This window comes from Halalkalibacterium halodurans, assembly GCF_004376175.1.
In the GTDB taxonomy this organism is placed as follows: Bacteria; Bacillota; Bacilli; order Bacillales; family Bacillaceae_D; genus Halalkalibacterium; species Halalkalibacterium halodurans.
The window spans coordinates 1-12690 of sequence record NZ_SNUY01000004.1 but is presented as its reverse complement, the minus strand read 5'-3'; the positions used below and the strand labels follow the sequence as shown (position 1 = coordinate 12690).

At 42.1% G+C, this 12690-nt stretch carries 13 protein-coding genes, 1 pseudogene and 1 other annotated feature; of the genes and pseudogenes, 10 read left to right on the top strand and 4 right to left on the bottom strand.

The genetic code is table 11. The features are described 5' to 3' along the window. The first annotated feature begins 8 nt into the window (after nt 1-8). The 5 genes and pseudogenes from sucB (at nt 9) to trpS (ending at nt 4657) form a co-directional block, all read left to right on the top strand. Nucleotides 9-1244 (top strand): dihydrolipoyllysine-residue succinyltransferase, encoded by a 1236-nt coding sequence (gene sucB / locus E2L07_RS02125; RefSeq protein ID WP_134228715.1) that lies wholly within the window; start codon nt 9-11, stop codon nt 1242-1244. A gap of 180 nt (nt 1245-1424) precedes the next feature. Next, the gene (locus E2L07_RS02120) at nt 1425-1628 is read left to right on the top strand and encodes a DUF6501 family protein (RefSeq protein ID WP_010898360.1); all 204 of its coding nucleotides are present in this window, start codon (nt 1425-1427) and stop codon (nt 1626-1628) included. Nucleotides 1629-1781: 153 nt separating this feature from the next. Then, nucleotides 1782-2414 carry a DedA family protein gene (locus tag E2L07_RS02115; protein WP_134228714.1) on the top strand — a complete coding sequence of 211 codons (633 nt, stop codon included), beginning with the start codon at nt 1782-1784 and terminating at the stop codon, nt 2412-2414. Between the two features lie 82 nt (nt 2415-2496). After that, nucleotides 2497-3192 carry a DUF421 domain-containing protein gene (locus tag E2L07_RS02110; protein WP_134228713.1) on the top strand — a complete coding sequence of 232 codons (696 nt, stop codon included), beginning with the start codon at nt 2497-2499 and terminating at the stop codon, nt 3190-3192. Between the two features lie 63 nt (nt 3193-3255). Next, nucleotides 3256-3505, top strand: a binding site (T-box leader). A 153-nt stretch (nt 3506-3658) separates the two neighbouring features. Next, nucleotides 3659-4657: pseudogene (gene trpS, locus E2L07_RS02105) on the top strand (tryptophan--tRNA ligase). A 908-nt stretch (nt 4658-5565) separates the two neighbouring features. On the opposite strand, the gene E2L07_RS02100 reads toward trpS, so the two are convergent. Next, nucleotides 5566-5832 (bottom strand): hypothetical protein, encoded by a 267-nt coding sequence (locus E2L07_RS02100; RefSeq protein ID WP_010898355.1) that lies wholly within the window; start codon nt 5830-5832, stop codon nt 5566-5568. A 320-nt stretch (nt 5833-6152) separates the two neighbouring features. On the opposite strand from E2L07_RS02100, the gene E2L07_RS02095 reads away from it, so the two are divergent. The 3 genes from E2L07_RS02095 to E2L07_RS02085 all read left to right on the top strand — a co-directional run bounded on the left by E2L07_RS02095 (nt 6153) and on the right by E2L07_RS02085 (nt 9433). Continuing rightward, nucleotides 6153-6533: a hypothetical protein gene (locus tag E2L07_RS02095; protein ID WP_010898354.1), complete on the top strand. Its 381-nt coding sequence runs from the start codon at nt 6153-6155 to the stop codon at nt 6531-6533. A gap of 793 nt (nt 6534-7326) precedes the next feature. Then, on the top strand, nt 7327-8538 hold the full coding sequence (locus E2L07_RS02090; protein WP_134228712.1) for a pyridoxal phosphate-dependent aminotransferase: 1212 nt from the start codon (nt 7327-7329) through the stop codon (nt 8536-8538). A 22-nt stretch (nt 8539-8560) separates the two neighbouring features. Beyond that, on the top strand, nt 8561-9433 hold the full coding sequence (locus tag E2L07_RS02085; protein WP_134228711.1) for a DUF1028 domain-containing protein: 873 nt from the start codon (nt 8561-8563) through the stop codon (nt 9431-9433). 5 nt (nt 9434-9438) lie between these two features. On the opposite strand, the gene E2L07_RS02080 is transcribed toward E2L07_RS02085, so the two are convergent. The 3 genes from E2L07_RS02080 to E2L07_RS02070 all read right to left on the bottom strand — a co-directional run bounded on the left by E2L07_RS02080 (nt 9439) and on the right by E2L07_RS02070 (nt 11190). Further along, on the bottom strand, nt 9439-10218 hold the full coding sequence (locus tag E2L07_RS02080; RefSeq protein WP_010898350.1) for an MBL fold metallo-hydrolase: 780 nt from the start codon (nt 10216-10218) through the stop codon (nt 9439-9441). A gap of 178 nt (nt 10219-10396) precedes the next feature. Next, the gene (locus E2L07_RS02075) at nt 10397-10879 is read right to left on the bottom strand and encodes a spore coat protein (RefSeq protein ID WP_010898349.1); all 483 of its coding nucleotides are present in this window, start codon (nt 10877-10879) and stop codon (nt 10397-10399) included. A 101-nt stretch (nt 10880-10980) separates the two neighbouring features. Then, on the bottom strand, nt 10981-11190 hold the full coding sequence (locus tag E2L07_RS02070) for a spore coat protein W (RefSeq protein ID WP_010898348.1): 210 nt from the start codon (nt 11188-11190) through the stop codon (nt 10981-10983). Between the two features lie 164 nt (nt 11191-11354). On the opposite strand from E2L07_RS02070, the gene E2L07_RS02065 reads away from it, so the two are divergent. Together E2L07_RS02065 and E2L07_RS02060 are read left to right on the top strand one after the other, a co-directional pair. Next, the gene (locus tag E2L07_RS02065; RefSeq protein ID WP_010898347.1) at nt 11355-12200 is read left to right on the top strand and encodes a manganese catalase; all 846 of its coding nucleotides are present in this window, start codon (nt 11355-11357) and stop codon (nt 12198-12200) included. A gap of 286 nt (nt 12201-12486) precedes the next feature. After that, nucleotides 12487-12690, top strand: a 204-nt coding sequence (locus tag E2L07_RS02060; RefSeq protein WP_208401959.1) for a UPF0236 family transposase-like protein, incomplete at its 3' end; no start/stop codon positions are given.

Genomic DNA, 12690 nt, shown 5'->3' with positions numbered 1-12690 from the left:
CCATCATCGTGATTGAAATTAAAGTACCGGAACTAGCAGAATCGATTACAGAAGGAACCATCGCGCAATGGTTGAAAAAGGTTGGGGACCACGTATCCCAAGGGGAATACATTGCAGAGCTTGAAACAGATAAAGTCAATGTAGAAATTACGGCAGAGCACTCGGGTGTCATTCAAGAACTAAAAAGAGAAGAAGGTGACACAGTCGAGGTAGGAGAAGTGATCGCCGTTCTAGCGGAAGGCGACTCTCCTACGGCTTCAACCGAACAAGCAGAGGCTCCGAAAGAAGAGAAGAAGGTTTCTCGTGTAGCTTCTGAGGAAGCAGCCCCTGCCCCTGGGAATCGTCCGGTCGCGTCACCAGCGGCACGAAAGCTTGCGCGGGAGAAAGGGATTGATTTGGAAGCTGTGCCAACAGCTGACCCGTTAGGACGTTTGCGCAAGCAGGATGTGGCTTCATATGAAGAGAAACCAGCAGCTTCTGCTCCGGCGAAGGCACCTGAGAAAAAAGCGGCTCCTGCCGCAGCTAACGTTGAATCACCAGGAAAGCCAGTGGAGCGAATAAAAATGTCCCGTCGCCGTCAAACGATCGCCAAGCGTCTTGTCGAAGCACAGCAAACAGCAGCCATGCTTACAACGTTTAATGAGGTAGATATGTCGGCGGTAATGGAACTTAGAAAGCGCCGCAAAGACCAATTTTTTGAGAAGCATGATGTGAAGCTCGGATTCATGTCTTTCTTTACAAAAGCAGTTATCGGCGCATTAAAAGAGTTCCCGCTTCTTAACGCCGAGATCCAAGGAGATGAAATCTTACTGAAAAAATATTATGACATCGGCATCGCCGTATCGACAGACGAGGGCCTTGTTGTTCCTGTTGTCCGCGATGCAGATCGCCTCGGTTTCGCAGGCATAGAAAGAGAAATCATGCACCTTGGAAAGAAAGCACGTGAGAATAAGCTCTCCCTTTCAGAATTGCAAGGAGGAACGTTTACGATCACTAATGGCGGCGTGTTTGGCTCTCTTTGGTCAACACCGATTTTAAATGCGCCTCAAGTGGGGATCTTAGGAATGCATAAGATTCAATGGCGCCCTGTGGCAATTGACGAAGAAAACTTTGAAAATCGTCCGATGATGTACATTGCCCTTTCCTACGATCATCGAATTGTAGATGGGAAAGAAGCGGTAAGCTTCCTCGTACGAGTCAAAGAAATGCTAGAAGATCCAGAATCGTTGCTCTTAGATAGTTAATGGTTCTATGAAAAGCTCTAGAGTTGAATCTCTAGGGCTTTTTGTTAAATAACAGCTTAGGTTAAAGGATTTTGGTGGCAAGCTAGTTTTACTAACTGGTGCGCCGAGTGAGTTTTCTTTATTGGCCCATTCGTTATATAATGGATATGGAGTTAAGTGTATTTAAGGGGAGTGAACGATGTGATTCATGAAACGTGGACGACAAAAGAAACATTGAAGACCGTTACATGCGTACATACGGACGCAAAGAAATTTAAAGTGAGTGGAGTATTAACGCCAGGAAAAACGTATGAAGTCAAAAATGAAACGGAAGAATTTTATTTTATTGTTGATAATACGGGAAAAGTCGCTGGTTATTTCAAAGAGTACTTTTCTAATACATAATGAGCGAGCCGCCTTTGGTCAAAATGAAAGGCGGCTTAAGTTTTAGCAGTAAGAAAAACGTGAATAAAGCAAAAAAAGATTTCAAACTTTTTCAACTTTTTCATGGTATACTATTTTACAACTACAAAAGTCAAAGGGAGGGGGCTAGGTAAGTTGGATATTCAGACGATCAATGTCCTTGTACAAGAATGGAGTTATTGTGCCATTTTCGTCTTTTTTTTGATCGGTTTGTTTCTTTTTCCTGTCCCCAATGAAATACTTCTAATGACAGGAGGCTTCCTTTCCACTACTTCGATGTTAGAGCCAATCCCAACCTATTTCACGATCATCGCTAGTGTAATCGCCCATGGAATTTTACTGTATGGTTTTGGTCAGTGGGGGGGCAAACCTTCCTTGCAAAAATTAAAAGATACCCGTCTCTTTGTCGTTCGGGTGGAGAAGGGGGAGGCTTTTCTTAACCGATACGGCCTTTGGGCTGTAGCTTTCGGTTACTATTTACCATTCCTTCGCCATGCCACTCCATTTTCGGTTGGGCTATCAAACTATCGATTTCACCAGTTTTTAGTCGCCGCCGCTCCCTCACAAGTAATTTGGAGCTCGGTTTATTTTTTGATCGGCTATTCCTTCCATGAATCGATCAGCTATGTTGGAAATTTTATTGAAACCTACGGAATGATTGCGGTGCTAGCTCTGCTCCTACTCGTTACACTTTTAACGCTTTATAAGAAAAGACGAGAGAAGAGCAAGCGTTTGAAAACGGAAAATGAACAATCTGGCATTTTATAAAGAAGTGCCCCTGTTTACCATTAGAATAAAAATACAAGTAATGGGAATCATTTGAATAAATGATTAAGGGGATGTTTGCACCGTGGTTCAGGAGCTCGTTCAAACCATACTCCGCACGATTTGGTCGTTTGGCTTTTTACTAATTATGAATCGTATACTAGGGAAGCATTCGATGGCCCAGATGACAAATCATGATTTTATTACGATGGTCATGCTTGGGGCGATCGCAGCCAATCTTGCGTTTAATTCATCGTTAAACTTTTGGCTGATGACAACCTCTCTCTTATTAATTGCGGTTTTAGGCTTTTTCACTACTCGTTTAAGTTGGAAAAGCCGGGCGATTCGTAAATGGTTAGACGGTACACCAACCCTTCTCATTCAGGATGGGAAGCTATTAGAGCACAATTTAAAAAAGGAAAACTTCTCAATTGATATGTTTAAACAAGCGCTCCGCGAAAAGGAAATCTTTGATTGGCAGGAAGTTGAAACCGCCATCCTTGAAACTGATGGAACGGTAACGGTATTAAAAAAACCTGAATACTTGCCAGTGACAAGAAAGGACCTTAACATTCCTGTAGCGAAACGGCATCGCCCGATCGAGCTCATCATCGATGGTGAGGTAAATAAAGAAAATCTATTGGAAAATGACCTGTCTGAAGAGTGGTTAAAACAAGAAATTCTTAGGCGGGGGTACGGAATACAAGACGTCTTTTATGCCGTTCTTGATTCAAAAGGGCGCCTCGTCCTTGATACGTATCGAGATCACCTTCATTCCTAAAAGGAAAAAACGATTGCTTTGACGAGGTCCCCAGTATAGAATGAAGGTAGTTCGAGAATGCATATGTTTGCAATGATGAAGAAGAGTATGAATCGTATCCTGTTCTAGAGAGCTGATGGTCGGTGGAAATCAGTACAGAAACGATGCAGAATGGGCTTCGGAGCATCCAAACCGAACGGGAATGGATCCTTAGTAGGCTTTGGCGATAGGTCTCGTCGTTACATGAGACACTTGTTCTCGAGTTGTGATGACAAGGAAGCAGGGTTATTTATTGACCAATGAAGGTGGTACCGCGGGCTCTCCCGTCCTTTTCTAAGGATGGGGGAGCTTTTTTGGTGGTCCTACACCTTGTCAGAACTAAATGTAAATATAAAGGAAGAGGTGACGACTATGGAAGACGGTTGGTGGGAAAGCGATTTGTTGATGATCTTCAATCAATTAACCTTTCGAAACAGGAGGACTTTTTATGATTAGCAAACCTATCCTTACATCAGGAATTAGACCAACAGGAGATGTGCATATCGGTAATTACATTGGTGCGATGCGCGACATCATCGATTTACAAGAAACAACGGATGCTCATTTTTTTATTGTTGATATTCATTCACTCACGACTCATTCTGATGAAACATCCTTAGCGAAACGAACGATTGATGCAGCCAAGTTATAGGTAGCTGCTGGACTCGATCCTCATAAGGCGACTTTTTACACTCAATCGGTTATTGCCGCAGAAATAACAGAGTTAGCCACCTACTTAGGGATGGTCATGCCGTTAGGAGAACTTCTCCGTTGTCCCACATTTAAGGAAAAAGCGAAAAAACACCCTGATCACGTCCATTATGGTCTCTCGGGGTACCCAGTCCTTATGGCTGCCGATATTTTGATTCATAAAGGAGAGCTCGTCTCTGTAGGAGAGGATCAACTCGTTCATTTAGAAATGGCACGTGCGATTGTTCGGCGATTTTCGGCTCACTATGGTCCGTTATTTCCAGAACCAAAACCTGTAGAAAACCAAAGCGCCCGAGTCCCATCACTAACAGGTGAAGGGAAAATGAGCAAGTCTGATGGGAAAGGGACGACGATTTCCCTTAAAGATCCAAAAGAGGTGATCGAGCAAAAAGTAAAACGGGCTTATTCAGATCCGCTTCGTACCCATAAAGTAAAACCTGGTCATCCGACGAGAACGGGCTGCAACGTGTTCCATCTTCATGAATACTTCTCAGAGCCAGAGGAGCAGCAATCCATTCAAACAGGATGCCAAACAGCCGAAATCGGTTGTGTAGCATGTAAACAAATGCTTGCAACCTCCATTGAACGGACAGTAGCACCTATTCGCCAAACCTACGAGCAATTGACTGATGCAGATATCCACGATTTGTTATTAATGGGCAAAGAGAAAGCGAAAGTGTCAGCACAGCAAACGATTCAAGAGGTGCGAGAAGCGATTGGTTTTTATATGTATTAAGAGAATACAAGTGATTGAGCCATAGGCGCCAATTGTTCGATTGTTTATGATCGATGAGTAAATACTGACTTTAATCATACCATCCTAATCTATTACTAAGAACAAAAAACAGCTGTTAATTATTTTCCAACCGATAAAAATTAGGAAACTCTTCAAATGAGTGGGGGAGGATAAGGTTAATGGAAGATTTATTCCAATCAAGATTCGCGTCTTTTTAACTAGCAATATGGATAATTGATGTCTTTGTTTGCGTAACTTCTTTTTCTGCAGGTGAAAAAGTCATATGAACTTCCTCCTCTTTTTCTTTAATATGTTTTAGTATAAGCTGAAAAAGAAGGAGGGAGTGCTTTTATTTAAAGAAGGGATGATTGTGATAAATAAAGTGAGAGGATGCAAGTCAGAATGGGTGAGAATCTTATTGTAGTCCTTAAGTAGAACATTTTCATGGATGGCTTGTGCGTTCCATATGCTTATGCTGTCTGGCTAGAACGAAAACTAGAGGGATGGGACATGAGTTTTCTTGAATGAAAAGATTCTCAAGATAACAAACAATTACGGGTCATGAGGACAGATCTTTTCCTAGTAGTTACGGCATCATCGGCCCTTGTACATACGTTTATGAAAGCCGTTCCAGAAGTTGAAGTGATCATCGATGTTATCGATAATTCCTATTAGTAGCACTCGATTGACTAGGGGAAGCTGATAACAGAGAGATGGTATTGGAAAAAGCGAGATGAGAGGTCGTCCCCCCTGTCTTTTATTCTTTTCCGCGCTCTTTACTTGCAACGGGGGATAAATGGAACTTATTGTAGAAAAAGGGTGCATGATGGTTTGGCCGTTGTATCTTAAAGCCTCTACAAGCTGAAACCCATGTTTGGTCGCCCAAAAATCAGTGGTAATTAAAGGTGTTAAACGATAAAGCCGTAGGCAATAACGGCAAGTCCAATTGCAGCGACAATCATAATGACGATCATAAACTTGGATGATCGTAATGTGTAATTTACGATGATTCCGCCCATTAAAAAGGCAAAGAACAATGAGAAGTCTAATGGGAATAGCTTCAAGGCACCTTGGAAATCAAGAGGAGACACCATTGCTGCCCAAACAGGGAGTAACATTAAAATAAGTAAAATAATGACACAAATCGTATTTTTTTGTTGAATTGATAAATTCATTTGCTGCTTTCACCTCGGGAAGTATGGTTTGTATCGTTAGTTTGCAGCAATGACAGTGAAATATGTGTAAATGAAAAAAACACGAAATTGAATAAAAATACATTCCGTGAAAAAAGGGGGGGAATTAAAATTTTGTTGGCATAACAAATAAGAGTTGCTACAAGTTGGCATAACAAATAAGAGTTGCTACAATAGATAAAGCAATATATTTATATTTAAATAAATTGATTGTCGATTTTAGGAGGATGGAGACAAAACATGACGAATTTAAATAATACATATGGTTCGCTTTAAAGATAGAAAGGTATAAAGGTGATGATATGTTTATTCCTATTTTTAGAAAAGATATAGAACCCATCATACGCTTAATTCCAAATGAAGCAACGAACATCGAAGAGGAACGATCATGTGTTGCGGTTACACTTGAAAAGGGAACAGTGCATTTTAAAGCAAGTGCGAGACAGACACTTTGCATCAGCTATTCAGTAGCAGATGTCATTGATTGGACGAATCGAGAACTGGTTTTATCCATTATTCATGCCGCTGAGGAAGTGGCAAAAAGTAAAGGCTTTATAGGATTGGAAATTGAGGCACCAGAACGTACTCCTTTGATTGGTCTCCTTATTTTATTGGGCTATGTAAACCAATTTGGTGGAAAGCGAACGAATGGAATGGAAGGTAAATATGCCCGCTTTTTTTGATGATCTTACCATAGACTAGCCGTTAATGAGACAGCTCCTTCATAATGAAGGGGCTGATTTTTTGTGGTACAATATCAGTCGTAAGGCTCGTACATAGGAAAAAATTTCATTATAGTAGGGCTAATTCATTATCGGTTCGACAGAAAGAGAGTTCATTTTTATGCATGATCGTGGAAGATTAAATGAAGGATATGAAAATTTAGGTAATTTTCATTATTTTCAGTTAAATGGCATTCTTTCAGTGTTGCTGCGTAGTAAAGGTCGGAAATTTCTGTTAAAATTTAATTAACAGTTAGGTTGAAAGCGCAGGGACTGACCACTTCCTAGAAGGGGGTGGTTCAATGACCGTTTATGAAACGTTAAGCATCGTCGTGCAAGTCAACTCGATTTTGCTTGCGACGTTGACGTTTGTTCTCAGTATAGTCGTCTTTTTTAACAAAAAGAAGTAACCTTCACTGTTTTGCCTGTAGGATGAGGTGTTATTTCAATTTGTGAAGGCGACGACTAAAAGGTCAGTCCCGACTGAAAATCAAGCTAGCTGGGTATTGACCAAGTACTGCCATACTTGGTCCTTTTTTATGAGTGAAATAGTCGATGAGGAACTCGGTGATGAGAGAATTACTTTTAGAAGACAAGCTACTATACTTTTAGTTTAACAGAAAATAGGATTTTAACAATCTCCATTTTTCATTATACATGAGCGCTTTGTCCGTATTCAATTGCTTTTTTACTGTTTTGAAATCTTTTTTGTTGCTCGGTATGAACAATGACACTCTAAGGGAGTCACGTTATAATGAATGAAAGGATAAGTAAAGGGAGTGCTTACATGATCGCAAAAGAGATCGAACAAAATTTAACACAAAGTTCATGGATTCGAAAAATGTTTGAGGAAGGTCAACGCCTTAAATCGATCCATGGAACGGAAAATGTTTTTGATTTTTCACTCGGGAATCCAATTATTGATCCGCCTGCTTCTTATTTTGAGCAACTTCGGGCGTATGCCAATGCTCCGATCCCAGGTGGTCATAGTTACATACCGAATCAAGGATTACCAGAAGCCAGACAAAAAGTGGCAGAGCATATGAATGGTCGTTTTAACACAAACATAACCGCCCAAACCGTGACAATGACGTCAGGTGCAGCTGGAGCTTTAAATGTTGCTTTAAAAAGTATTATGAATCCGGGGGATGAAGTGATTATATTTACCCCGTATTTTGCCGAATATAAATTCTATGTAGGAAATGCGAATGGTGTTGCTGTTTACTGTCCGCTAGCAGAAGACTTCACCTTTGATTTTAATGAACTGGAAAAGGCGATTTCGCCGAAAACTAAGGCGATCATCTTGAACAACCCCCACAACCCTACGGGGCAGCTAATCCCTCAATCTGACCTAGAGCGATTAAATCAATATTTAGTTGCAAAAGAGCAAGAATGGGGAACGGAAATCCATGTTCTTTATGATGATCCATATAGTCAATTGATTTACGATGGTAACGTGCCAAATCCTTTTGCGGCAATTGAGCGCCTATTTTATATTTCTTCTTTCAGTAAGGATCTAGGCTTGGCTGGGGAGCGGCTAGGATATCTCGCGATTAGACCTGATTTTCCTAGTGTCGAGCAATATATGGCAGCCTTCGTTTTTGCGAATCGCACGCTCGGTTTTGGAAATGCCACCGTCACTGTGCAACGTATGATAAGCAAAATGGACACGTTGACACAGGAGCAGCACGAATACAAAAAGCGTCGCGATGCCATGGTTCAAGTCCTCGAAGATGCTGGGTTTGAGTTCGTCTATCCGAAAGGTGGATTCTTTATTTTTCCGAAGTCACCGATTGCTGATGATACGAAGTTTTGTCAAGTGGCAGCCGAAGAGTTCCAGCTCCTTGTTGTACCTGGTATTGGTTTTGGGCGGGCTGGTCACTTCAGGCTATCCTACAGTGTTTCGATGGAACAAATTGAACGGTCGGCACCCGTATTGAAGAAGTTAAAATCTTACTTTTCTTAGGCATGGTGAATGGAGGGATGGCGTGAACACGAGTAGAAAGGAACAGTCTGTATCTACTTTTTCCATTGTCGGCTATGACCCTAAATCGGATGAACTGGGGATAGCCGTACAATCGAAGTTTTTAGGCGTAGGTGCCATCGTGCCTTGGGCGAAGGCAGGCGTAGGGGCTATTGCCACTCAATCCTATGCAAATACGAGCTATGGATCTAAAGGGCTTGATTTTTTAGCCCGTGGTAAAACGGCTGAGGAAACGTTGGCACTGTTAATCAATGAAGATGCAGATCGACATCTTAGGCAAGTTGGAATCGTTGATGCAAAAGGACGAGCGGCGAGTTTTACAGGTCAAGGATGCTACGAATGGGCTGGAAGTATGACAGGCCCCTGTTTTGCGGTGCAAGGGAATCTCCTCGTGAGCGAGGAGACCGTGAAAACAATGGCCCAGAAGTTTGTTCAGACGACTGGATCGCTGGCGGAACGCCTCCTTCTTACATTGGAGGCAGGGCAGTGCGCAGGAGGGGATCGACGAGGAAAACAGTCGGCTGCGCTCCTCATTGTGAAGGAAAAAGGAGGCTATTGTGGGTTTAATGACCGATTGATTGATTTACGCGTAGACGATCATCCTGAGCCGATACAAGAGCTGAAAAGAATATTTGAATTGCAGCAGCTTTATTTCGCCAAGCCTAAAGAACAAGATCAATTACCATTAACTGACGATCGGATTTCTATTATTAAATCATCCCTTCATTCATTGGGCTACCTGTCGTTAACTCAGCATTGGCGAGATGCCCTCCAGCAATTTATTGCCACTGAGAATTTAGAAGGGCGGATGGGCACAGGAACTCAAACAATTGATCGAGTGGTATTCTCTTTTTTGCAAAAGAAAGCAAAAGAGTAAGTAAACTATTCAGGAACATATCTTCCATGGTCTGGAACGGCCACTTGTTCAAACTGGCTGATTAACCGTTTTAACCCAGAATGCAAAGAGCTTCCTTCCATCATTTGTCCATGTCCGGTCACAGCAAAGGCAGGCTCGAGCTTCTGAAGGGTCTCCACTGACGTTTTTGCTAACTCCCAGTCAGGTGTGAAGTAAGCAGGCGGACCGTGAATTTCTTTTTTCTGGGCCAAAACGGAAAGGAGAGACTCTTGTTTAACGGTCGTAAACGCATCTCCAGCGATGAGAAATCGATCGCTGGGGCGAAAGAGGGAAACGTGTCCTTCTGTATGACCTGGTGTATGGATCCATCGCCAATCCGTAAAGAATGGCAGTGTACCATCATCCGGTAGCGGGCAAATAATGCGAGAAAAGTCATAGGCATGATATGGATATAGCCAGGCGAGCTTTGCCATCAGCCCTCCGGGAACGGACGGGTCAGGTTTCACGTAGTGTCTTTGTCCGGTAAGGAAAGGGAGCTCAAGTTCGTGGGCATAAACAGGAACATTAGGAAAGCGCTGTAGCAATGGACGAAGAGCCCCAACGTGGTCAAAATGGCCATGGGTCAGAATAATGGCTTTTGGGGGAATAAGCTCTCCCAAAACACGACGAATCTTTTTTAAAATAAAGGCCTCTGAGTAAAACAGACCTGTATCGATGAGAATCCAATCGGAAGTCTTGGAGTCAACAATCATGATGATGTTCACGATATGGTGACGATACCAATATACATGGTGTTTATTCGCCATAGGAAAGTCTCCTTTCAAAGGAAATATGTATGTTTGTTAACATGCCGCAATCCTCAGGCAATATGTATAAGAAAGCTGCCTTTCAAAAAACGTGCCCGAAATTATTCATCATTTGATATCCGCGTTCTTTAATCATTGAAAAAACAGGCGAATCCATTAAGATCCGCCTGTTTTTCACTTATAAAATATCTAATCGAATCGCAAGCACAATTAACAGTTGTAATAAAATTTGAATGTTAATCACCGCTTGAGTGTCAGTTGTCTGTACATCAACATTACGAGAGTTCCCAACAATTACTTTTTGGAATGAAAGTTGTTTTGTACGAGAAGTTTGTAGCAATTCTTGAGCAATGGTCTCTGTTTGTGGCGAATCACCAACCGCAAGCGAGATGAGTATTACGAGTGCGGCTTGTAATGCTGCTTGAAGGTTTACCGCTGCTTTGGTATCAGTAGTTGTGACATTTACGTCACAGGAATCTTTAATCACGATCAACTCATCGCTAAGCTGAAACATTTTATTTTGTTGAGTTGCTTCTTGAGTAAAGTCATTAGTTGGGCCATCGCATAATGGATGTTTCGCTTTTGGATCGAGAGCACACCAGCCGTTTGCAACTTTATCTTGCCCGACTGGCCGCAAATCGTAATGCTTTCTTCTACCCAATGTTATTCCCCCTTTCTTCCTTCTACGATAATGTATGAACGAAATGGAAAATCGTTTGGACAAACTGTCATGATGATTTCGTTGAATTTTAGCTGTTTTGCTTATTTTTCTGGAGCTTGGTCGTTATCGTTTGTTTTATTTATTCGTTTTTGTTGGTTGGCCAAAAAGGTTTCAACATCAGACTCGACTTGTTTCAAAAGCTGGCGAATTTTCGCTTTTTCCTGCTCGTCGATCTGAACATTTTGTACTGTGACTCCGTGTTTTTTTAACACCCGATCAACGACAACTTCTAGCATGGGTTTTAAATCCATTTACATTCCCTCCTCCATTACAGTGTCTCTTTACGTTATGTGCATTCGAGCTTTTCTGTATGGGGAAATGAATTAGCCGAGAGAAAAATAGACGAAAATTGACATAAAGACGGGCTGGGAAGGAATAGGCTGAAAGGTAAAGATGATAACTGGGAGGCGGTAACGTGTTTTATCATGTGAAGCATTTGCAGTATCATGCGAAGCCAGAAAGACCTGATCCGGTCTATGCTAAAAAGCTTCAAGAAATTCTCGGTGGACAATTCGGTGAAATTTCCGTCGCCTTGCAATACTTGTTTCAAGGGTGGAACACGAGAGGGGATGGGAAGTATCGAGATTTATTAATGGATACGGGAACAGAAGAACTAGCTCATGTGGAAATGCTTGCGACGATGATCGCTCGTTTATTGGATGGGGCTCCTGTAGGAGATCAAGAAGCAGCAGCAAAAAACCCAGTTATTGGTGCTGTCCTAGGAGGAATGAATCCCCAGCATGCGATCGTATCAGGTCTCGGTGCGATGCCAGCCGATAGTGTAGGCAACCGATGGACGGCTGATTATATTATTGCGAGCGGGAATTTATTAGCCGATTTTCGAATGAATTTGACGGCAGAATCGCAAGGACGGTTGCAGGCGGTTCGTTTGTATGAAATGACGACAGATCCTGGAGTTCGAGATATGCTATCGTTCTTAATCGCGAGGGATCGCATGCATCAAAATCAATGGTATGCAGCCATATGTGAGCTTGAGGAAAAGGAGAATATCGTCGTACCGAGCACGTTCCCAACTCACCTCGAAAAGCAAGAAGTAGCGCATACGTTTTTCAATTTATCAGAAGGGCATGAAAGTAGTACAGGAAGGTGGGCGAGCGGTCCGAGCATGGACAGCTTGTCTGAATTTACGTATGTCGCTGAGCCAGGAGCATTTGGCCGTATTCCCCGTCTGCGTCCAGCTCCACCGTATATACACAATACACCTATTGTTGATAAACCTCACGTACCTCCAATGTTTTGAGAAAGTGGACGGCCATTTTCTCTTTTTTTATTAATAATTTCACGTACCATAATGAATCACTAAAATTAAGCTCGATCAATAAGAACTAACAAATGACTGGTTACGGTATGAGTAAAATGATTGTGGGAGAAGAAATAACCTGATCAACCAGGTAATGGAAGTTCATTACCTGGTTGAGCAGGCCACCAAGCGAAAGCGCGGTAGGGTTTAAGCAAAATGCATGAAAAAAGGGTCTCTCCTTGGTAGAATCATAGTCGACAAAAACCCGATTCAAAGGAGAAACCCTATGCAAAAGAATAACACAGAATACCCAACTTTAAAAGAACTTGAACAGCTAGTTTGGAGGAAGTTACAGGAAACCTTCTCAAGTGTGATGACCTGCATACTAGAGGAATATGACGAAGAAATTATGCAACAACGTGATAAGCAACGCTTCCATTATAAAGATAAACGGCCTCTAAAAATAGACAGTTTATTTGGTGAGATTGAG

What these genes read in the sequence shown, in the direction of transcription:
- E2L07_RS02090 (WP_134228712.1), top strand. Translation starts at nt 7,327, where the DNA reads ATGAATGAAAGGATAAGTAAAGGGAGTGCTTACATGATCGCAAAAGAG.
- E2L07_RS02095 (WP_010898354.1), top strand. Translation starts at nt 6,153, where the DNA reads ATGTTTATTCCTATTTTTAGAAAAGATATAGAACCCATCATACGCTTA.
- E2L07_RS02100 (WP_010898355.1), bottom strand. Translation starts at nt 5,832, where the DNA reads ATGAATTTATCAATTCAACAAAAAAATACGATTTGTGTCATTATTTTA.
- E2L07_RS02080 (WP_010898350.1), bottom strand. Translation starts at nt 10,218, where the DNA reads ATGGCGAATAAACACCATGTATATTGGTATCGTCACCATATCGTGAAC.
- E2L07_RS02070 (WP_010898348.1), bottom strand. Translation starts at nt 11,190, where the DNA reads ATGGATTTAAAACCCATGCTAGAAGTTGTCGTTGATCGGGTGTTAAAA.